Genomic DNA, 19,162 nt, shown 5'->3' on the forward strand with positions numbered 1-19,162 from the left:
GCGCACGGTTGGGCGACTGGGCCGGCCCGACCTGCCGGCCCGGTCCCGACGGCACCGCGGCGGGCCGGAGGTGACGCGGGCCGGTCGGCACACTGTCCGTCGGGGGGTGTTGGACCGGCCGGGCCGGGTACGTCGCCGCCATGACGTACAGCGAACCGGCCCCTCCCGGGCCGGCCCCGGGCGGCGGGGTCCGCCGCTTCGCGTTCCGGTTCGACCCGGCGTTCCGGCTGCCGCTGGGCCTGCTCGGGGTACGCCCGGAGACCGCCCGGGTCGAACTCGGCCCCGACGAGCTGACCGTCCGGTTCGGCCCGTGGCTGCTGCGCACCGCCCGCGACAACGTCACCGGGGCGGAGCTCGGCGGCCCGTACCGCTGGTGGCGGGCGATCGGGCCGCGCCTGTCCGCCGCCGACGGCGGGATCACCTTCGGCAGCAGCGTGGCCGCCGGGGTCTGCGTGCGCTTCGGCACCCCGGTGCCGGCCCTGGTCCCCGGCCCCTGGCTGCGCCACCCGGCGGTCACCGTGACGGTGACCGACGCGGAGGCCCTGCGCGACGCCCTGCGCGCCTCGTCCGGCTGACCGCGGCCGGCGGTCCGGACGATCTTTTTCGGCCTGTCGGGTTCCGCCGGTGTGGCCCTGGGTACCGCCTACGGTCGGTGCAGGGCCTGAAGGGGTGTACATGGCGGACAGGCGGGACGGGGCGCAGGCCCGGCGTGCGCGGGGGCGGCGCAACCAGGCGCAGTACGCCGCGGCGGATCGGGCGCGGCGCGCGGTCCGTGACCCGGAGCGGGGCGACCGGGAAGGCCGGGGGCCGGCGGCGGTCCCGGCGTGCGTGGACACCCCGGTCCGGCCGCCCGAGCCGGGCAGCCCGCTCGCGCGGTGGCTGTTCGAGCACCGGGTGCAGCCGGTCGGCCCGGAGACGCGCGAGCACCAGGCGGCGGCGCACCCCTGGTGGCAGGTGATGTGCCTGACCGGCGTCGACTACTTCTCCACCCTGTCCTACCTGCCGGGTATCGCGGCGGTGGCGGCCGGGGCGCTCTCCCCGCTGGCCACGCTGCTGATCGTGGCGCTGACCCTGCTCGGGATGCTGCCGATGTACCGGCGGGTGGCCCGGGAGAGCCCGCACGGCCAGGGCTCGGTGGCGATGCTGGAGCGGCTGCTGCCGTTCTGGCGGGGCAAGATCTTCGTGCTGGTGCTGCTCGGCTTCGTGGCCACCTCGTGGATCATCACGATCACCCTGTCGGCCGCCGACGCCACCGTCCACCTGCTGGAGAACCCGATCCTGCCGCAGTCGTTCCCGCACGGCGGCGTGGCAGCGGTGCTGGTGACCGTGGTGCTGCTGTTGATCCTCGGCGGGGTGTTCCTGATGGGGTTCCGGGAGGCGGTGCAGGTCGCCATCCCCCTGGTCGCTGTCTTCCTCGCGCTGAACGCGGTGATCGTGGTCGTCGGCCTGGTCGAGGTCGCCCGCGACCCCGCGGTGCTCTCCGGCTGGACCACCCGGCTGACCTCGCTCGGCGGGGCCGGCGACGTGCTGCGCACCAGCGTGCTCGCCTTCCCGCTGCTGGTGCTGGGCCTCTCCGGCTTCGAGACCGGGGTGAGCATGATGCCGCTGGTGAAGGGGGACGGCGGGGACACCGAGGAACGCCTACGGGCCCGGATCCACAACACCCGCAAGCTGCTCACCACCGCGGCGCTGATCATGTCGGTCTACCTGATCACCACTACGTTCGTCACGACGGTGCTGATCCCGGCCAAGGAGTTCCAGCCCGGCGGGGCCGCCAACGGGCGGGCGCTGGCCTGGCTGGCCCACGAGCACCTGGGCGAGGCGTTCGGCACCGGCTACGACGTCAGCAGCATCCTCATCCTCTGGTTCGCCGGGGCCTCCGCGATGGCCGGCCTGATCAACATCGTGCCCCGCTACCTGCCCTCGTACGGCATGGCGCCGGAGTGGGGACGCGCCGTCCGCCCGGTGGTGCTGGTCTACACGGCCATCAGCATCGCCATCACGGTCGCCTTCGGGGCCGACGTCAACGCCCAGGCCGGGGCGTACGCCACCGGGATCCTGGCGATGATGGTCTCCGCCGCGATCGCGGTGACCATCGCCGCGTACGCGGCGCGGCACCCGTTCGCCGGGGCCGGCTTCGCGGTGCTCACCGTGGTGCTGCTCTACGCGCTCGTCGAGAACGTCATCGAGAAGCCGGACGGCATCACCATCTCCGGCATGTTCATCGCCGGCATCATCGCCGTCTCGCTGATCTCCCGGGTGTCCCGGACCACCGAACTGCGGGCCGAACGGATCGAGTTCGACGACGAGGCCCGACGGTTCGTCGCCGACTCGATCGCCCACGACGGCCAGCTGCACCTGATCGCCAACAAGCGGCAGAGCGGCTCGCTCAAGGAGTACCGGCTCAAGGAGCGGGCACAGCGCGGGATGAATCCGGTCCCCGGCGCCGCCGACGTGCTCTTCCTGGAGATCGACATCTCCGACCCGTCGCAGTTCGCCCAGGTGCTGCACGTGCACGGGGTGGAGGTCGGCGGGTACCGGATCCTGCGGGCCGGCAGCCCGGCCGCCCCGAACGCCATCGCCGCCATCCTGCTCGCGCTGCGGGACGCCACCGGCGTCCGGCCGCACTGCCACTTCGAGTGGTCCGAGGGCAACCCGCTCGCGCACCTGCTGCGCTACCTGATCCTCGGCCGGGGCGACACCCCGCCGGTGGTCCGGGAGATCATCCGCAAGTCCGAGCGGGACCCCAGCCGCCGGCCCGGCATCCACGTCGGCGGCGGAGCCCACACGGCCCCGGACACGACGGGGCCCGCGCCTCGGGGGAGCGGGCGCGGGCCGGCGGGCGGGGTGACCTACTTGGACGGCTCGGGGAGCGTGCAGTCCACCTTGGGGTTGGCGCCGATGTAGTTCAGCGGACCGGCCACGATGGTGACCAGGATGGTGCCGGCCTCGGCGCAGTTGGCGTCGTTGTTGTTGTAGTAACCGCGCTGACCGGCGGCGATCGCGCCGATGATGAGCCAGATGACGACCAGAACGCCGACTATCGAGGTGCCGCGCATGGGTTGCCTCCACGGGGGTTGTGGTGGATCCGAGGTGGAGGTCATGTACCCAGAGCGGGGGAGCGGTCAAACGGCGCCCGAGATCGGCGCGGCTGATTTCGACCATCGCGGGTCGGTTCAGTGTGGCGGGGCGGGCTCCTCCGGCGGCCGGCCCCGGCTGCGCAGGTAGTCGGCGACGGCCACCCCGGCCAGCACCAGCATGGCGCCGAACGCGGCGAACAGCGGCGGCAGGAAGAGGACGGCCGGCGCGATGGTGAGCAGGGCCAGCAGCCCGCCGGGGCGGGAGACCGACACCCGGCTGAACACCTCGTACTCGAAGGCGGCGCGACCGGCCAGGAACATCGCCGGCCCGCCGAGGATGACCGCGGCCCAGGCCGGTGGCGTACGTCCGGTCGGCTCGTGCAGCACCAGGTCGAAGCCGGTCGCCGAGGTCACCACCCCGGCCACCATCAGCAGATGGGTGTACGGCGCGGTCAGCAGGAACCGGCTCGGCTGCTTCGACCGGGCGATGGCGTGCGGCAGCAGCTCACCGGACTTGTGCACGTAGATCCGCCAGAGCAGCAGGGTGGTGACGAAGGCGGCCGCGAACGCGCCCAGGTTCTCCGCCTCCGAGTGCCTGACGCTGAACATCATGCCGATGACCAGGATGGCGTCGCCGAGGGCGATGATGAAGAACTGCTGGTAGCGCTCGGACAGGTGCTCGGCGGTGACGTTGCGCTGCGCGTCGGGCACCACCCCGAGACCGGGCACCGGGTACGCGAGCCGGAAGCCGAGGTAGTCCATGCCCAGCGCCAGCGCCCAGAGCAACTCCCGGGCGTGGCCGCCCACCACGCCCCCGACCAGCCAGGGAATCCCGGAGACCGCGAACCAGGTGAAGATTCGGGCCGCCCGACGTTGGGTCTCCGGATGGCGGCGGACCGTCGGCATGAGGAAGAGCCCACGTCCGAGATGGATCGCGACGTACGTCCCGGCGAAGACCAGCCCCCGGTCGTCGAAGGCCTCCGGGATGGCGGTGGTCATCAGCAGCGCGCCGAACATCACCGTCGCGATGAGTAGCTTGATCTCGGGACGCTGCGGGTCGTACATGTCGGTGACCAGCGTGGTGATCGCCCAGGTCCACCAGATGGCCATCAACATGAGCAGGGACTGGAAGGCGCGGTCCCAGGTGACCTCGCTGTACAGGCCACGCGAGATGAGGGCCAGCGCGACCACGTACACCAGGTCGAAGAAGAGCTCCAGCAGGGTCACCCGCCGGGGTGACTCGGGATCGCGGACCGGGGCCCGCCGGTCGGCGGGTGGCTCCGGCGTGGCGAAGGGCACGAGCTGCTCCTGCGGTGGCGGGATCGGCGCGGCGGGCCGTCCGGCCCTGCACCGACGGTAGCGACGGCCACCCGGGCTCGTGTCCGGTTTCATCCTTTAATCCGACCCGTCCGGGCGGCCCCGGACTGCGTGGTCCGCCCGGCCCCCGGAACGGGTCCGGGCCGGTGGTGACGGTCGGTCACCACCGGCCCGGCATGAGCTCAGCCGCGCTCGCCGGCGCTCAGGGCAGCACCTCATCGGCCTCGGCGCGGGCGCCCGCCAGCACCTTGGCCTGCTGCGGCCAGGTCGCCAGGCTTGCCGTGGCGCGCAGGCCGGCGGCCTTGATGGTCTCCCGCAGCGCCGCCTCGTCCAGCTCGGCGAGCTGCTGGTAGGTGCGGATGCCCGCGGCCTGGAGGGCGGCGGCCATCTTCGGCCCGATGCCCTGGATCCGCCGGAAGTCGTCCGCCGCTCCCGGGTCGGCGGCACCGTCCACCTCGGCCGGGGCGGCGTCCTCCACCGCGGCGCGCGGCGCGGCGACGACCACCGGCGCGGTCTCCGGCGTGTCCGCCTCCGCGGCGACCGGCTCCGGCGCCACCTCGGCCAACGCCGGCGCGGCCACGGCGGGCTCCACGTCGGCGGTCGGCGCGGGGGCCGGCTCCTCGGTCACCGCGGCGGGCGGGGGAACCTCGTCGACGACGGCCGCGGGCCGCTCCTGTTCGACGACGGCGTCCGCCTCGGCGGCACCGGTGGTGGGCTCACCCTCCACGGTGGGCGACGCCGGTCCGGCGGCGGTCCGGCGACCGGTCACCACCCAGCCGACGACCACTCCCACCACCAGGACCAGGATCACGACCAGCCACAGCCCGAAACTCGACGGCACAGCCAACCTCCTCGTATGTGTGTGTCCGACAGTCGCGAGAAAACTCGGGGCAGCTTCGCACACGTTCGTCGAGGGCGACAGGGAGGCCGGTCGGGTTCGTCGCTGGTGGGACGGGGTCGTGCCGGCGGGTGGCGGTGGGATGACCGAGCGTGTGTCCCGGCCGGGTGAAAAGGGGGCGTCCCGGACGCTGGTGCCGGGTGCGGGTCCCGGAACGCCGGTCGCCGTCGCGGGGTCCGAGCGGGCGTCAGCGCGGCGGGCGGGCCGTCCGCGCGTCGGCCGCGTCCCAGCTGTAGAAGCAGGCGGCGACGGCGTCCCGCGGGGAACGCCAGGTCGGCAGGTACGGAGAGGTGTGCGCCGAGAGCCGTTCGTTGACCCGGCGGTACAGCGGATGGTCGCGCGCCTCGGCTGCCATCGCCGGGTCGACGTCCGTGGTCTCCATCAGGTGTACGCACAAGTCGTGGAGGCAGTACAACGATCGGTGCCGGACGCCTGTCAGCCGGGGCAGCTCGGTCGCGTCGGACTCGGCGAGGATCTGCGCCACCCGTCCCTCCGCGCCAGGCACGATCCGGCTGACCACCAACAGTCGACTCATCGGGACCCCTCTCGCCGGTGACGCCCCGACCTCGGGGCCGAGGGGGCGTCGGACACCCTGTGGGGCACACCCTGCCGGAGCGGCTGTCACCTGCCCGTCACCGATTGTTGCCGGATCGTGACACCAGCTGTGACGTCCTCTGTGGCCGGTGCCGTCGGCTCAGCGCGAGCCGGGTGCGGTGGGAGCGGTCGGGCCGCGGTGCGGGGCCGGGCCGGCGCGATCGGGCCGATGCGGTGGCGGCTCCCGCCGGGTGGCCCGCCGGATCGGGGCGAGGGTGTCGGCGAGCAGCGCGGCCATCTCCGCGGAGGGCTCCAGCCGCAGCTCGCGCAGGAGCAGGTCCCGGTAGACGTAGAAGGCGTGCACCGCCTCGAACGCGTTCCCCTCGGCCAGGTGGATGCGGACCACCAGGCGGTGTGGGGTCTCCCGCAACGGTTCGGCGGCCATCGCCTCCAGGGCCGCCTCCAGGGCCTCGCCGTGCCGGCCGGCGGCGAGGTGGTTGCCGGCGAGTTCCTCCAGCATGTGCAGGCGGAGCTGGCGCAGCCGTTCGCGCTCCAGCAGCACCCAGTCCTCGTACCAGCCGGGGAGCAGGTCGTGGCGGCCGCTGGCGCTGGCGGCGCGGGGAGCCGCGCCGTCGCGGACCCGGGCGGCGGTCTCGACCAGCTCGTTGACGTCGAGGTGGACGGCGGTGCCCAGCCGGACGGTGTCACCGTCGGTGAACAGCGGGCAGCAGGGGTCCTGTCGCAACCGCCACAGCGCGGTCCGCAGCGACGACAGCGCCCGCTCCTCGGAGGTCTCCGGCCAGAGCAGGCCCGCCAGGTGGCTGCGGGTGGCGGCCGGCCGGAGTCCGATCAGCGCGATGACCCGTTGCAGGCCCCGGGGCACCACCACCGGGACGTCGTCGTGGAGCAGCCGGAATCCGCCCAGCAGGTGCAGTGACACCTGCGGCGTTACCGGGTCGCCGGCCGTCGGCAGCCTCGATTGACCGGACACGGGCGCACCCCCTGCACCGGAACCCTCGTCCCAACCGTCTCCTGATGCCCGGCTCGGCTGCCCGCGACCACGGTGTCGGAACGGCTCCGCCCCGGCGGCAGACGCCGAGGTCGCCGGGCTTCCCTAATCGGAGATTAACAACGGCGGTTACGCTGGGTCAACGGCTGATCGTCAATGTGACCGTCCCGGTAGGAGCGGCCAAAAGCGGCGCTGAACTGCGAGAAAGTGTCGCTATTCACGTATGGTAGATGATCTTCAGATAGCTGGCGCACAGGTTGCGTCAACGCAGCGTCACGGCTTTCCAGTCGGGATAGCGGCGGGGTGACGCCGCATAGACGGTTGCGGCTGCACGGTGGCGGGAGTCGCGGCGGGACCGGTGGCACCCGCACCGGGACGCGCGCCCCAGGGGAGGCTGTCCATGGACCGTTCGCTCATCGTCGCCAAGGTGGTGCCCACCGCCGAGGATCGCGTCGCCGAGATCTTCGCCGAGTCGGACGCGACCGACCTGCCCGGCCTGGTCGGCGTCCGACACCGGTCGCTCTACCGGCTGCACGACCTGTACGTCCATCTCCTGGAGACGGAGCTGCCGGCCGAGGGCGCGGTGGAGGACGTCCGGGGGCACCCCGAGTTCATCCGGGTCAGCGAGCGGCTGCGCCCGTACATCTCGCCGTACCTGCCGACCTGGCGCTCGCCGCGGGACGCGATGGCCCACTGCTTCTACCGGTACGACGCCCCCGGGCGGCGGCCGTGACCACCACCGCACCCCGCGACGAGCAACTCTGGTCGCGCTGCGACGGCTGCGCCTCGCTGCTGTACCGCAAGCGGCTGCGTCGCAACCTCGACGTCTGTCCCGAGTGCGGGTCACACGCCCGGCTGGACGCCCCCGACCGGGTGGCGCAGTTGGTCGACCCGGACTCGTTCACCCCATTGCCGGACCGGGCGGCCCGGATCGACCCGATCGGCTTCGTCGACGCGCTGCCGTACCCGCACCGGCTCAGCGCCGCGCGCGCCAGCACCGGCCTCGACGAGGCGGTGCTCTGCGGCACCGCCCGCATCGGCGGCCACCCGGTGGCCCTCGCGGTGATGGACTTCCGGTTCCTCGGCGGCAGTCTCGGCTGCGCCGTCGGCGAGCTGATCACCCGTGCCGCCGAACAGGCACAGGCCGACGCGGTGCCGCTGGTGCTGGTCACCGCCTCCGGCGGTGCCCGGATGCAGGAGGGCCCGCTGTCGCTGATGCAGATGGCCACGGTCAGCCAGGCCATCGCCGGGCTGCGAGAGGCGGGCCTGCTCACCGTCAGCGTCATCACCGACCCGACCTACGGCGGGGTGGCGGCCTCCTTCGCCACCAACACGGACCTGGTGCTCGCCGAGAACGGCGCCCGGATGGGCTTCGCCGGCCCCCGGGTCATCCGCCAGGTCACCGGCGCCACCCTGCCGGACGGCTTCCAGACCGCCGAGTTTCTGCTCCAGCACGGCCAGGTCGACATGGTGGTGCCCCGGCACGCGCTGCGCGGCCGACTGACCGCCCTGCTCGCCGCGGCGCGCGCCGCTCGGGCGGCCCGGCGTCCGCCGGTACCCCGGCCGGGGCCGGCGTCGCGCCCGGTGCCCGCCACCGCGCCCGTGACGGAGGCCGGCCCGCAGCCCGACGCCTGGGAGACGGTACGCACGGCCCGCCACCCCGGCCGGCCCACCACCCTGGACTACCTGGAGACCGCCTTCGACGGCTTCGTCGAGCTGCACGGCGACCGGCTCGGCGCGGACTGCCCCGCGGTCGTCGGCGGACTGGCCCGGCTCGACGGCCGCCCGGTGATGGTGATCGGCCACCAGAAGGGACACACCACGGCCGAACTGGTGGCCCACAACTTCGGCATGGCCAGCCCGGCCGGGCACCGCAAGGCGCTGCGGCTGATGCGCCTCGCCGCCCGGCTCGGCCTGCCGGTGGTGACCCTGGTGGACACCCCCGGCGCCGACCCCGGGGTGGACGCGGAGCAGCAGGGGCAGGCGGCGGCGATCGCCGAGAACATCCTGGCGCTGAGCGTGCTGCCCACCCCGGTCGTCGCGGTGGTCACCGGGGAGGGCGGTAGCGGTGGGGCGCTCGCCCTCGCGGTCGCCGACCGGGTGCTGATGCTCGAACACGCCGTCTACTCGGTGATCAGCCCGGAGGGCTGCGCCGCGATCCTCTGGCCGGACAGCTCCGCCGCCCCGCAGGCCGCCCGTGCGCTGCGGCTCACCGCCGCCGACCTGTGCCGGCTCGGGGTGGTCGACGAGGTGGTGCCGGAACCGGCACCCGCCGCCCACGGCGACCCGACGGGCGCCGCCGACCTGCTCGGCCGGGCGGTCGCGGCCAACCTCGCCGGGCTGCTCGACGTGCCGCCGGCGACCCTGGTCCGTCGCCGCCGGCACCGGTTCCGCCGCTACGGCGCGGCGCGCATCGTGGAGGTGACGCGATGAGTGCGGCGGACGGCTCCGAGACCGTGCTGAAGGGGCTGCGCCGGCAGGCCCGCAAGCTCGTCGCCGAGCTGGCCGGCCCGGTGCGTCGGGTCCGGCTGCGCAGCGGCGAGACGTTGCTGGAGGTGGAGTGGCACGGTCCGGCCCGGCCGGTGCCCGCGCCGCGGACCGACCCCGAACCGGTCCCGGCGGCGGTAGTCCAGGCGACGGCCGCGGCGGACCGGCCGGCCGTGCGCGCGCCCGTGGTGGGCACGTTCTACCGGGCCCCGGAGCCCGGCGCCCCGCCCTTCGTCGCCGTCGGCGACGTGGTCCGGCCCGGCCAGGTGGTCGGCATCGTCGAGGCGATGAAGCTGATGAACGAGGTCACCGCCGGCCAGGTCGGCCGGGTGGTCGAGGTGCTGGTGGCGGACGGCAAACCCGTCGAGTACGACCAGCCGCTGATCGCCCTGGAACCGCTCACCGGGCGGGGTGACTGATGTTCGAGAAGGTGCTGATCGCCAACCGGGGCGAGATCGCCCTGCGGGTGCTGCGGGCCTGCCGGGAACTGGGCGTGCGGACCGTCGTGGTGCACTCCAGCGCCGACGCCGACTCGTTGCCGGTGCGGCTGGCCGACGAGACCGTCCAGATCGGACCGGCGGCCAGCCGGCAGAGCTACCTCAACGCCGCCGCCATCGTCGAGGCCGCTCGGCAGACCGGCGCGCAGGCCGTCCACCCGGGCTACGGTTTCCTCTCCGAGGACGCCGACTTCGCCGAGATCTGCGCGGAGAACGGGCTCACCTTCGTCGGCCCGCCGCCGCAGGTGATGGCCGCGCTCGCCGACAAGTCCACCGCCCGGGAGCTGATGAGCAAGGCCGGGCTGCCGCTGCCCCCGGGCAGCGTGCGTACCCTGCCGACGGCCGCCGACGCGCTGGAGGTGGCCGCCGAGATCGGGTACCCGGTGATCGTCAAGGCCGCCGCCGGTGGGGGCGGGCGCGGGATGACCGTGGTCCGTTCCGCCGCCGTGCTGCCCCGCGCGTACGCCCGCACCCGCGCCGCCGCCCAGCTCGCCTTCGGCGACGACCGGGTGTACGTCGAGCGGTACCTCACCGACGCCCGGCACGTCGAGGTGCAGGTGCTCTGCGACGGTCACGGCAACGGGATCCACCTGGGCACCCGCGACTGCTCGGTGCAGCGCCGCCACCAGAAGCTCGTCGAGGAGGCCCCGGCCCCGGCGCTCCGACAGTCCACCCTGGACACCCTCGCCGAGAGCGCCCTGCGCGGCGCCCTGGCGGTCGGCTTCACCGGCGCCGGCACGTTCGAGTTCCTGGTCGACGCGGCGGAGGAGTGCCACTTCCTGGAGATCAACTGTCGGATCCAGGTCGAGCACCCGGTCACCGAGCTGGTCACCGGCGTCGACCTGGTCCACGAGCAGCTGCACATCGCCGCCGGTACGCCGCTGCGCTGGCGGCAGGAGGACATCCGGCTGCGCGGGGTGGCGGTGGAGTGTCGGGTGAACGTGGAGGACCCGGACCGCGACTTCGCCCCCGCGCCCGGCCGGCTCGACCGGTTCCGGCCCCCGGGCGGCCCGTTCACCCGGGTCGACACCCACGGGCACCCCGGCTACCTGGTCAGCCCGCACTACGATTCGCTGCTGGCCAAGGTGGCCGTCTGGGCGCCGGACCGGGACGGGGCGCTGGCCCGGCTCGACCGCGCCCTCGGCGAGTTCGAGGTGTCCGGCCCGGGCGTCCGCACCACCATCCCGTTCGCCCGGCGGGTGGTGCGCGACCCGGCCTTCCGCGCCGGCCGGCACACCACCGGCCTGGTCGACCGGCTGCTCGCGGCCCCCGCCGACACCGCGTCCACCAGTACCGCGCCGGCCAACGGGAACGGGCGCGCCCACGGGGTCGGTGCCGCCGACGGCGTCCCGGCCGTCAACGGGACCCGCCCCGCCGGCGGCGTCCCGGCCGTCAACGGGACCCACCCCACCGGCGGCGTCCCGGCCGTCAACGGAACCGGACCCGCCGGCACCGGGCCGGTCGCCGGACCGGTCGGCCCGCCCGGCGCCGCGGATCTCGTACCCGTCGCGCGCACCGACAGCGACCGGCCGGCCGCCGACCCCGTACCCGCCGCTCGTGCCGACGCCGACCCGGCCGGCCGTACCCCCGTCACCGCCGCGCCCGCCGCCGGCCCGACCGCTTGGAGGACCCGATGACCGTAGCTCCCGACCGACCGCTCGCCAGCGAGATCACCGACATCCTGGTCACGCACTGCGGCCTGGACGCCGAGGCCGCCGCGCGGACCCCGGCCGCCAGCCTGGAGGAGCTCGGCATGGACTCGCTGGCGCTGCTCGAACTCTCCGCGGTCGTCGCGGACCGCTGGCGGGTGAAGATCCCGGAGCAGGCCGGGCAGCTCAGTATCGCCGGTGTCGCCGACCTGGTGGCCCGCAAGGCCGATCCGCCAGGCCACACCGAGAACAGCGTCGACATCGCCGCGCCGCTGCCCCTGGTCTGGGACGTCACCAACGACGTCGCCCGGTGGACCGAGCTGTTCACCGAGTACGCCGTCGCCGAGATCATCGAGCGAAACGGCGACACCGTCCGGTTCCGGCTCACCATGCACCCGGACGAGAACGGGGTGTCCTGGAGCTGGGTCAGCGAACGTACCGCCGACCCGGTCACCCGGCAGGTCCAGGCCCGCCGGGTGGAGACCGGCCCGTTCGAGTACATGCACATCCACTGGCGCTACGACGAGATCCCCGGCGGCACCCGGATGACCTGGGTGCAGGACTTCGCCATGAAGCCGAACGCGCCCGTCGACAACGCCGGCATGACCGAGCGGATCAACACCAACAGCAAGGTGCAGCTGGCCGTGATCAAGGAGCGGCTCGAGAAGCCGGCGTCCGCCGAGGGAGGCCCCGATGCCTGAGACCACCACCGCCCCGGTGTCGGCCCGTGAGGTCCCCGCCGACCGGCGGCGCGGCGGCGAGCTGCGGGTGCTGCTCGGCCCGCGGACCGTCGGCAGCACATCCGGCTTCATGGGGGTGGCCACCCTCGCTCCGGGGGAGCGGATCGCCGAGCACTACCACCCGTACAGCGAGGAGTTCCTCTACGTCGCCCGCGGTGCGATCACCGTCGACCTGGACGACCGGCCGGTGCCGCTCACCGCCGGGGAGGCGCTCTTCGTGGCGAAGGACGTCCGGCACCGGCTGCGCAACACCGGCGACGAACCGGCCGAGGTGGTCTTCCACCTCGGACCGCTCGCCCCCCGTCCGGAGCTGGGCCACGTCGACACCGAGGTGGCCCCACCACCCCGGGAACCGTCGTGACCGGCCGGCGGACCGTGGTCACCGGCGTGGGCGTCGTCGCACCCGGCGGCGCCACCCGGGACCGGTTCTGGAAGACCATCACCGAGGGGCGCACCGCCACCCGGCGGATCAGCTTCTTCGACCCGTCGCCGTTCCGCTCGCAGATCGCCGCCGAGTGCGACTTCGACCCGGACACCGCCGGGATCACCCTCGCCGAACGGCAACGTGCCGACCGGTACGTGCAGTTCGCCCTCGCCTGTTCCATCGAGGCCCTCGCCGACAGCGGCCTGACCCTCACCGACGCCGAACGCGAGCGCGCCGGCGTGGTGCTCGGCACCGCCGTCGGCGGCACCATGGCCCTCGAGCGGGAGTACGTCCGGGTCAGCGACTCGGGGCGGCACTGGCTGGTCGACCACGCCCTCGGTGGCCCGTACCTCTACCAGGCGCTGGTGCCCAGCAGCCTGGCCGCCGACGTCGCCTGCCGGCACGGCCTGCACGGCCCGGCCCAGGTCGTCTCCACCGGCTGCACCTCCGGCATCGACGCCATCGGGTACGCCCACCAGCTCATCGCCGACGGCGAGGCGGACGTGGTGCTGGCCGGGGCGTCCGACTCGCCGATCTCTCCGGTCACCGTCGCCTCCTTCGACGCCATCCAGGCCACCAGCCCGGACAACGACGACCCGGAGCACGCCTCCCGGCCGTTCGACGCCGACCGGCACGGCTTCGTGCTGGCCGAGGGCGCGGCCGTGCTGGTGTTGGAGGAGGCCGAGCACGCCCGCCGCCGGGGCGCGCACGTCTACTGCGAGCTGGCCGGCTACGCCAGCCGCAGCAACGGCTTCCACATGACCGGGCTGCGCCCCGACGGGGTGGAGATGGCCGTCGCGATCAGCGACGCGCTGCGGCAGTCCCGACTCGCCCCGTCTGCGGTGTCGTACATCAGCGCGCACGGCTCCGGCACCCGGCAGAACGACCGGCACGAGACCGCCGCGTTCAAGCGGGCGCTCGGCGCCACGGCGTACCGGGTGCCGATCAGCTCGATCAAGTCGATGGTCGGACACTCGCTCGGGGCCATCGGCTCCATCGAGATGGCCGCGTGCGCGCTCGCCATCGAGTACGGGGTGGTGCCCCCCACCGCCAACTGGACCACCCGCGACCCCGAGTGCGACCTGGACTACGTGCCCAACGAGGCCCGCGAGGTGCCGGTCGACGTGGCGCTCTCGGTGGGCAGCGGCTTCGGCGGCTTCCAGTCCGCGATGATCTTCCGGCGGCTGGCGGTGACGCGATGACCGCGCGGGCGGTGGTGACCGGGATCGGGGTGGTGGCGCCCACCGGCGTCGGCAACGACGCGCACTGGGACAGTGTGCTCGCCGGCACCCGGCGTACCGGCCCGATCACCCTGTTCGACCCGGCGACGTACCCCACCCGGGTGGCCGGGGAGGTGCCCGACTTCGACGCCGGCGGGTACGCCGACACCCGGCAGCGGGTGCAGACCGACCGGTGGACGCACCTCGGCTTCGCCGCCACCGGGCTGGCGCTGGCCGACGCCGGGCTGCCCGTGGTGTCGCCCGACCCGTACCGGTGGGCGGTCACCCTCGCCAGCTCCTCGGGCGGGAACCTGTTCGGCCAGCGGGAGCTGCAACGCCTCTGGGGCGGCCCGACCCGCACGGTCGGGGCGTACCAGTCGATCGCCTGGTTCTACGCGGCCAGCGTCGGGCAGCTCTCCATCCGCCACCAGTTCAAGGGGCCGTCCGGGGTGACCGTGTCCGAGTCGGCCGGCGGGCTGGACAGCCTCGCCCACGCCGTGCGGACCGTCCGCCGGGGCACCCCGGTGGTGATCGCCGGGGCCACCGAGTGCCCGCTGAGCCCGTACGCGCTGGCCTGCCAGCTGCGATCCGGCCTGCTCAGCGACACCACCGACCCGGACCGCGCGTACCGGCCGTTCGACGCCGCCGCCAACGGATACGTGCCCGCCGAGGGCGGCGCGGTCTTCGTGGTGGAGGAGTTGGGCCACGCGCTCGCCCGGGGCGCGCGGATCTACGGCGAGATCACCGGCTGGGCGGCCACCCACGACGCCGCCCCCACCGACCCGGACGCCGGCCCCGATCCGACCCACTACGCCCGGGCGCTGCGGCAGGCCCTGGAGCGGGCCGGGGTCCGCGCCCACGACGTGGACGTGGTCTGGCCGGACGCGCTGGGCGTGCCGGCGTACGACCGGGCCGAGGCGGCCGCCCTGCGGGCCGTGTTCGGCGACCACACCCCGCCGGTGACCACCCAGAAGCCGCTGACCGGACGGGCCCACCAGGGCGGATCGGCGCTGGACGCGGCCACCGCGCTGCTTGCCTTCCACCACAACCTGCTGCCCGCCTCGGCCGGCCCGGACCGGCCCGCCAAGGGGTGCGAACTGAGCTTCCTGCGGCAGCCCCGCCGGCCGCGCAGCCGCATCGCGCTGGTTGGCGCCCGCGGCTTCGACGGCTTCAACAGCGCGCTGGTGTTGCGCGGCGCCGCGCCACCGCCGGCAGGCGACGAGGCGTGACCGGGTCCGGTGCGGGACGCTCGGGCCCGTCAGGCCGGCTCGAGCGCGACTGACCGGGGGTCGGGACCGGTCAGGTGTCGTACTCGCCGCTGTCCCAGGGCTCGGTGAAGGCCATGTAGTTGCCCGGGTGCAGCTCCACCCACCAGCCGTCATCCGCCTCCGGCGGGCGGGGGATCAGGCCGAACGTGGTGCCGGACCGCTCGACAGCGAAGGGGGCCACCTCGATCCGGCCGAACGTCACCGGTCCGAGCTGCGCCAACCGCGCCTCGTACGTGCGCCGCTGGGCGTCGCGGTCCATCAGGTGCCGGGGGCCGAACTCGTCGATCGTCGCCTCCAGCAGCCGGCCGGCGGCGTCGAAGAGGTAGCGGGCGACGAACTCGGCGCCCCCGCCGGTCTCCGGGTCGCCCGGCTCGAACGGTGTGGTGAGGAAGAACTGCCGGCCGTCGGCGGTACGCCCGACGTGCTCGGCGTGGTAGTCGTCGTGGTCGATGGCGATGAGCGCCGGTGGTCCACCGGTCATCGAGCCTCCTCGCGCGCCGCCGCCGGCCGGGCGCCGACGGCTGCCCCGGACGGTACCGGCCCCCACCGACAGGCCGCGTACGCCCGTTCATCGTCGACTGTCCAGACGGCACGGCGGCATCCGGCGGCCGGCGGCCGGCGAGATGAGGCCCTAGCTCGGCGGGGCGTCCTTGACGAACACGATCCCGTCGTTGCTAGCCATGTGGGCCGGGTCCAGCGGGGCGTAGCCGAACCATGGGGACACGCGGGGAGCGGGCATCCCGTCGCCGAGGATAGCGGCCAGTCGACGGGCGTCGACGACGTATCGGTCCTCCGGGAGCGCGTACAGGAGCCCTTCGATGGTGTCCGGGGGTGGGGTGTCCACACCGTGGTGGCGGATCGTGCCGAGGGCCGTGGCCAGGAAGGCGTACCCCTCGCCCAGTTGGGCGCTGACGATCGCCCCGGCGCTCCACCATTCAACCGGCCCTTCCCACATCTGCATCCTGCTCTTGTCCCGCTGGAGATGCGCGTTGTGGGCGTGCACCAGCGCCGGGCCCCGTTCGGCGATGGAGAGCAGGTTGGCGGCCATCATCGAGCCCCGCACGCCCAGCAGCCACGCCATGCGGCTCGGTGACGTGTCGGCCATCCAGAAGTGGTAGCGCAGCAGCCCGGTGGCGGTGCGGCCGTACAGGCGTGCCCGGTCCCAGTCATCCGGCAAGGACGCCGCGATCAGGTGTGGCGTCTGCGTGTCAAGCAGGGCTACCAGGTCGTCGGCGAGCAGCCGCAGCTGTTTGGCCTCGGGCGTCTGCCCCACGGACTGGGACGGGTCCATCATCGCGGCGGGATTGGTCCACCGGTCGTCGGCGCCGAGCAGGCGGTCGAGCGTTTCCGCGGTGCAGGGAAGCAGGTCGGCGTCAACCCAGGCGGTGAGGTAGGCGTGGAGCGCGGTGAGGGCCTGCCGAGGGCTCGCGGCGCCGGTGATCTCCAGCGGGCCGTCGAAACCGGCGAAGCGCAGCCGATCTGACACCGGCCGGCCGTCGTTGTACGCACGCATCCAACGCACAAGCTCGCGGTTGGCGGCAGACGCGCCGAACCCGTGGCTGAAGCCGCGCTCCATGACGTCGTCGAGGGTGCCCGTGCCCGACGTGACGTAGTCGTCCACGACCAGGCCCATCAGGCAGCCGCTCTCGATCGTGATCGTCCGGTAGCGCTCCTGCTCGACGAGTTGCCGGAAGAGATCGTTTCGCAGGTCGAGCAGAACGTCCTCGCCGTGGGTGGGCTCACCCAGGGCAAGCAGCCGCGGCCGGGCCGGGAGCAACCCCAGGACGGTAGCAGCGTCGACGAAATGGGCGGCGTCTTTGATAGCAGCAGTCACACCCTCAACGGTATCGTTGAACCAACGGTTGAAACTTATCCGCGATATTGGCAGAACAGTGCAGCGAAACCCTCAAGATGGTGGGCAGCTCAGGCCGGTTGACCTGGCGCGTGGCCACGGCCTGTCCACGCAGGCGATCAGGAACTACGAGGCGGCCGGGATCCTTCCGGGCGCCGAACGCACTCCGCATGGCTACCGCACGTACACGCCGCTGCACGCGCAAGCGCTGCGCGCGTTCCTCGCCCTCGTGCCCGGACACGGCCACCAGACGGCCACGTTGATCATGCAGGCGATCAACCGGGGCACGACTGAGGACGCGCTCCGGCTTATCGACGAAAGCCACGCCCAGCTCCTCGCCGACCGCCGCACCCTCCAGGCCGTCGAAGCTGCGCTTCACGACCTCAGTCCCGTACCGCAGGAACGCGGCGACACGTTCGTCGGCCCCCTGGCGAGAAGGCTCGGCATCCGCCCAGCCACCCTGCGCAAATGGGAACGCGCCGGCTTGGTCCAACCGCGCCGCGACCCGCGGACGGGCTACCGGGTCTACAGCGCGGCCGATGTGCGCGACGCCCTACTCGTCCACCAGCTCCGACGGGGCGGCTACCTGCTGGAGCAGATCGTCCCGCTGATCGTCCAAGTCCGCTCCGCCGGAGGCGTCGCACCGCTTGAGTCGATGCTGTGCGACTGGCATGCCCGCCTATCGGGCCGCAGCCGCGCCATGCTCACCGGCGCCGCCGCACTGGACGCCTACCTCGGCTGCTGACCGGACCCCGCCTGGAGACAGGCCGAGTGACGACGCCATCGGCACGATCATCGGCATGACCGCCGCCCCCGCCGGCACGACCGCCACCCTGGTGGACCCGCAGGTCCGCGCCCGGACCCGAATCACCTCTCATCGCAGGAGCAGCACATGACGTACGTCGTACGCAGGACCGAGCCGGGGGAATGGCGCCAACTGCGCGCCCTACGCCTGGAGGCGCTGCTGGATTCACCGACCGCCTTCGGCACCTCGTACGCCGACACCGCCGCACTCGCCGACGAGGTCTGGCGGCAGCAGGCTGCACAGCACGCGACCTCACCGACCTCGGCGACGTTCATCGCCGCCACCGAGGACGGCCGCTGGGTGGGGATGGCCAGCTCCGCCCCGCCGGATGACGTCCCCGGCCACGCACACATCCACGGCGTCTACGTGGCACCGGCACACCGCGGCGAGCCAACTGCCCTGGCGACCCGGTTGATGGACGTCGGGATCAGGTGGGCACGGGACAACACCGACGCCGCATGGCTCACCCTCGGCGTACACGAGGACAACGAGCGAGCGCAGGCCTTCTATCGGCGACTCGGGTTCACCGAGACCGGCAAAGTCGTGCCCTACGCCCTCGACCCGCGAAAGAAGCTCTACATCATGGGCTACGAAAACTTCCGCAGGGCCGGGTAGGGGCGCTGTCAGGTGGGCGCCGAGAACGCGGAGGAATTCGGTCCGCCGGCGGCCGCCGGAACCCGGTCAGCGCGGAGCGAGGGCAAGCAGCAGGACCGTGGTCACCAGGCCGGCGCCAGCCGCCACGAGCATCGGGCGCGGGGTCAGCGCGGCGTGCCGGCGGTCCGCCAGCAGACGGGCCGGAGCCAGCCCGACCAGCGGGCCGAGCAGCGTCACCACCAGCGCCAGCACCGGCATGCCGACCGCGAGGTCGCCGCCGGAGCCGTGCCCCAGCGCCCGCGCGCCCAACCCCAGCGCGTACGCGACCACCGACCCGCCGATCCCGCAACAGACCAGCAGCGGGTTGACCGAGCCGGGCAGCTCACCCGGCTGGCGGGTCCGGTCCAGCAGCTCCCGCACCCCGCGCAGCAGCGGCACCGGGTCCCCGCTGGCGTCCCGGGCCGGCCCCGGCGGGTCGCCCAGCCGCCGCCCGCCCGCGCCCATCCGGGCGCGCAGCTGCCCCCACAGGTGGGTGGCCTCGGCGTCGACCCGCTCGACCTGCTCCCGCGCCTCGGCCACCTTCGTCTCGGCCCGCCGGACCTGCTCGGTGGCCTCGGCCACCGCCCGGTCGGCGGCGGCGCACTGCTGCGCGTACCAGGTGTGTGCCTCGGCGCGTTGGGCGGCCACCCGGGCGGTCAGCTCGGCGAGCCGACGGATCTGGGCGGCGTACGTCTCACTGGCGACCGGTTCGTTCATCCGAGCTCTTTCCAAGGAATCCTGCCGTTGGG

At 73.7% G+C, this 19,162-nt stretch carries 19 protein-coding genes and 1 pseudogene; 12 read left to right on the forward strand and 8 right to left on the reverse strand.

Annotation, left to right across the window (positions count from 1 at the left end; translation table 11 throughout):
* The first annotated feature begins 140 nt into the window (after positions 1 to 140).
* Positions 141 to 575 carry a hypothetical protein gene (locus tag ACFYOS_RS06125; protein ID WP_387136310.1) on the forward strand — a complete coding sequence of 145 codons (435 nt, stop codon included), beginning with the start codon at positions 141 to 143 and terminating at the stop codon, positions 573 to 575.
* A 100-nt stretch (positions 576 to 675) separates the two neighbouring features.
* Positions 676 to 2,907: an amino acid transporter gene (locus ACFYOS_RS06130; RefSeq protein ID WP_387136311.1), complete on the forward strand. Its 2,232-nt coding sequence runs from the start codon at positions 676 to 678 to the stop codon at positions 2,905 to 2,907.
* On the opposite strand, the gene ACFYOS_RS06135 is transcribed toward ACFYOS_RS06130, so the two are convergent.
* The 5 genes from ACFYOS_RS06135 to ACFYOS_RS06155 all read right to left on the reverse strand — a co-directional run bounded on the left by ACFYOS_RS06135 (position 2,853) and on the right by ACFYOS_RS06155 (position 6,802).
* Positions 2,853 to 3,059 (reverse strand): hypothetical protein, encoded by a 207-nt coding sequence (locus ACFYOS_RS06135; protein ID WP_387136312.1) that lies wholly within the window; start codon positions 3,057 to 3,059, stop codon positions 2,853 to 2,855. The genes ACFYOS_RS06130 and ACFYOS_RS06135 overlap by 55 nt on opposite strands.
* A 117-nt stretch (positions 3,060 to 3,176) precedes the next feature.
* A complete protein-coding gene (locus ACFYOS_RS06140; RefSeq protein WP_387136313.1) occupies positions 3,177 to 4,379 on the reverse strand; it encodes a low temperature requirement protein A in 1,203 nt (400 codons plus the stop codon).
* 220 nt (positions 4,380 to 4,599) lie between these two features.
* The gene (locus tag ACFYOS_RS06145) at positions 4,600 to 5,238 is read right to left on the reverse strand and encodes a DUF4332 domain-containing protein (protein WP_387136314.1); all 639 of its coding nucleotides are present in this window, start codon (positions 5,236 to 5,238) and stop codon (positions 4,600 to 4,602) included.
* Positions 5,239 to 5,482: 244 nt separating this feature from the next.
* Positions 5,483 to 5,830, reverse strand: coding sequence for a TcmI family type II polyketide cyclase (locus tag ACFYOS_RS06150; RefSeq protein ID WP_387136315.1), 348 nt, complete (start codon positions 5,828 to 5,830; stop codon positions 5,483 to 5,485).
* 159 nt (positions 5,831 to 5,989) lie between these two features.
* Positions 5,990 to 6,802, reverse strand: a complete 813-nt coding sequence (locus ACFYOS_RS06155) for a BTAD domain-containing putative transcriptional regulator (RefSeq protein WP_387136360.1) — start codon at positions 6,800 to 6,802, stop codon at positions 5,990 to 5,992.
* A gap of 436 nt (positions 6,803 to 7,238) precedes the next feature.
* On the opposite strand from ACFYOS_RS06155, the gene ACFYOS_RS06160 reads away from it, so the two are divergent.
* The 8 genes and pseudogenes from ACFYOS_RS06160 to ACFYOS_RS06195 all read left to right on the forward strand — a co-directional run bounded on the left by ACFYOS_RS06160 (position 7,239) and on the right by ACFYOS_RS06195 (position 15,084).
* A complete protein-coding gene (locus ACFYOS_RS06160; protein WP_387136316.1) occupies positions 7,239 to 7,571 on the forward strand; it encodes a TcmI family type II polyketide cyclase in 333 nt (110 codons plus the stop codon).
* Positions 7,568 to 9,271 carry an acetyl-CoA carboxylase carboxyltransferase subunit alpha gene (locus ACFYOS_RS06165; RefSeq protein WP_387136317.1) on the forward strand — a complete coding sequence of 568 codons (1,704 nt, stop codon included), beginning with the start codon at positions 7,568 to 7,570 and terminating at the stop codon, positions 9,269 to 9,271. Before ACFYOS_RS06160 ends, ACFYOS_RS06165 begins: the two co-directional genes overlap by 4 nt.
* Positions 9,268 to 9,744 (forward strand): acetyl-CoA carboxylase biotin carboxyl carrier protein, encoded by a 477-nt coding sequence (gene accB / locus ACFYOS_RS06170; protein WP_387136318.1) that lies wholly within the window; start codon positions 9,268 to 9,270, stop codon positions 9,742 to 9,744. Before ACFYOS_RS06165 ends, accB begins: the two co-directional genes overlap by 4 nt.
* Positions 9,744 to 11,087: pseudogene (locus tag ACFYOS_RS06175) on the forward strand (acetyl/propionyl/methylcrotonyl-CoA carboxylase subunit alpha); the annotation flags it as partial. The gene accB and the pseudogene ACFYOS_RS06175, both read left to right, overlap by 1 nt.
* Positions 11,088 to 11,455: 368 nt before the next feature.
* Positions 11,456 to 12,172 (forward strand): SRPBCC family protein, encoded by a 717-nt coding sequence (locus ACFYOS_RS06180; RefSeq protein ID WP_387136319.1) that lies wholly within the window; start codon positions 11,456 to 11,458, stop codon positions 12,170 to 12,172.
* Positions 12,165 to 12,572 (forward strand): cupin domain-containing protein, encoded by a 408-nt coding sequence (locus tag ACFYOS_RS06185; protein ID WP_387136320.1) that lies wholly within the window; start codon positions 12,165 to 12,167, stop codon positions 12,570 to 12,572. Before ACFYOS_RS06180 ends, ACFYOS_RS06185 begins: the two co-directional genes overlap by 8 nt.
* Entirely contained in the window at positions 12,569 to 13,837 is a 1,269-nt protein-coding gene (locus ACFYOS_RS06190; RefSeq protein WP_387136321.1) for a beta-ketoacyl-[acyl-carrier-protein] synthase family protein, read from the forward strand. The genes ACFYOS_RS06185 and ACFYOS_RS06190 overlap by 4 nt, the downstream gene beginning before the upstream one ends.
* Positions 13,834 to 15,084, forward strand: coding sequence for a beta-ketoacyl synthase N-terminal-like domain-containing protein (locus ACFYOS_RS06195; RefSeq protein ID WP_387136322.1), 1,251 nt, complete (start codon positions 13,834 to 13,836; stop codon positions 15,082 to 15,084). Before ACFYOS_RS06190 ends, ACFYOS_RS06195 begins: the two co-directional genes overlap by 4 nt.
* Before the next feature lie 70 nt (positions 15,085 to 15,154).
* On the opposite strand, the gene ACFYOS_RS06200 is transcribed toward ACFYOS_RS06195, so the two are convergent.
* Positions 15,155 to 15,604 carry a hypothetical protein gene (locus ACFYOS_RS06200; protein ID WP_387136323.1) on the reverse strand — a complete coding sequence of 150 codons (450 nt, stop codon included), beginning with the start codon at positions 15,602 to 15,604 and terminating at the stop codon, positions 15,155 to 15,157.
* Between the two features lie 150 nt (positions 15,605 to 15,754).
* Positions 15,755 to 16,957: an erythromycin esterase family protein gene (locus tag ACFYOS_RS06205; protein ID WP_387136324.1), complete on the reverse strand. Its 1,203-nt coding sequence runs from the start codon at positions 16,955 to 16,957 to the stop codon at positions 15,755 to 15,757.
* A 16-nt stretch (positions 16,958 to 16,973) separates the two neighbouring features.
* On the opposite strand from ACFYOS_RS06205, the gene ACFYOS_RS06210 reads away from it, so the two are divergent.
* Both ACFYOS_RS06210 and ACFYOS_RS06215 read left to right on the forward strand, forming a co-directional pair.
* Positions 16,974 to 17,720 carry a TioE family transcriptional regulator gene (locus ACFYOS_RS06210; RefSeq protein ID WP_387136325.1) on the forward strand — a complete coding sequence of 249 codons (747 nt, stop codon included), beginning with the start codon at positions 16,974 to 16,976 and terminating at the stop codon, positions 17,718 to 17,720.
* 147 nt (positions 17,721 to 17,867) lie between these two features.
* The gene (locus ACFYOS_RS06215; RefSeq protein WP_387136326.1) at positions 17,868 to 18,395 is read left to right on the forward strand and encodes a GNAT family N-acetyltransferase; all 528 of its coding nucleotides are present in this window, start codon (positions 17,868 to 17,870) and stop codon (positions 18,393 to 18,395) included.
* A 66-nt stretch (positions 18,396 to 18,461) separates the two neighbouring features.
* On the opposite strand, the gene ACFYOS_RS06220 is transcribed toward ACFYOS_RS06215, so the two are convergent.
* Positions 18,462 to 19,130, reverse strand: coding sequence for a hypothetical protein (locus tag ACFYOS_RS06220; RefSeq protein ID WP_387136327.1), 669 nt, complete (start codon positions 19,128 to 19,130; stop codon positions 18,462 to 18,464).
* Between the last annotated feature and the right edge of the window lie 32 nt (positions 19,131 to 19,162).

The organism is Micromonospora sp. NPDC005806, assembly GCF_042871425.1.
Taxonomy (GTDB): Bacteria; Actinomycetota; Actinomycetes; order Mycobacteriales; family Micromonosporaceae; genus Micromonospora.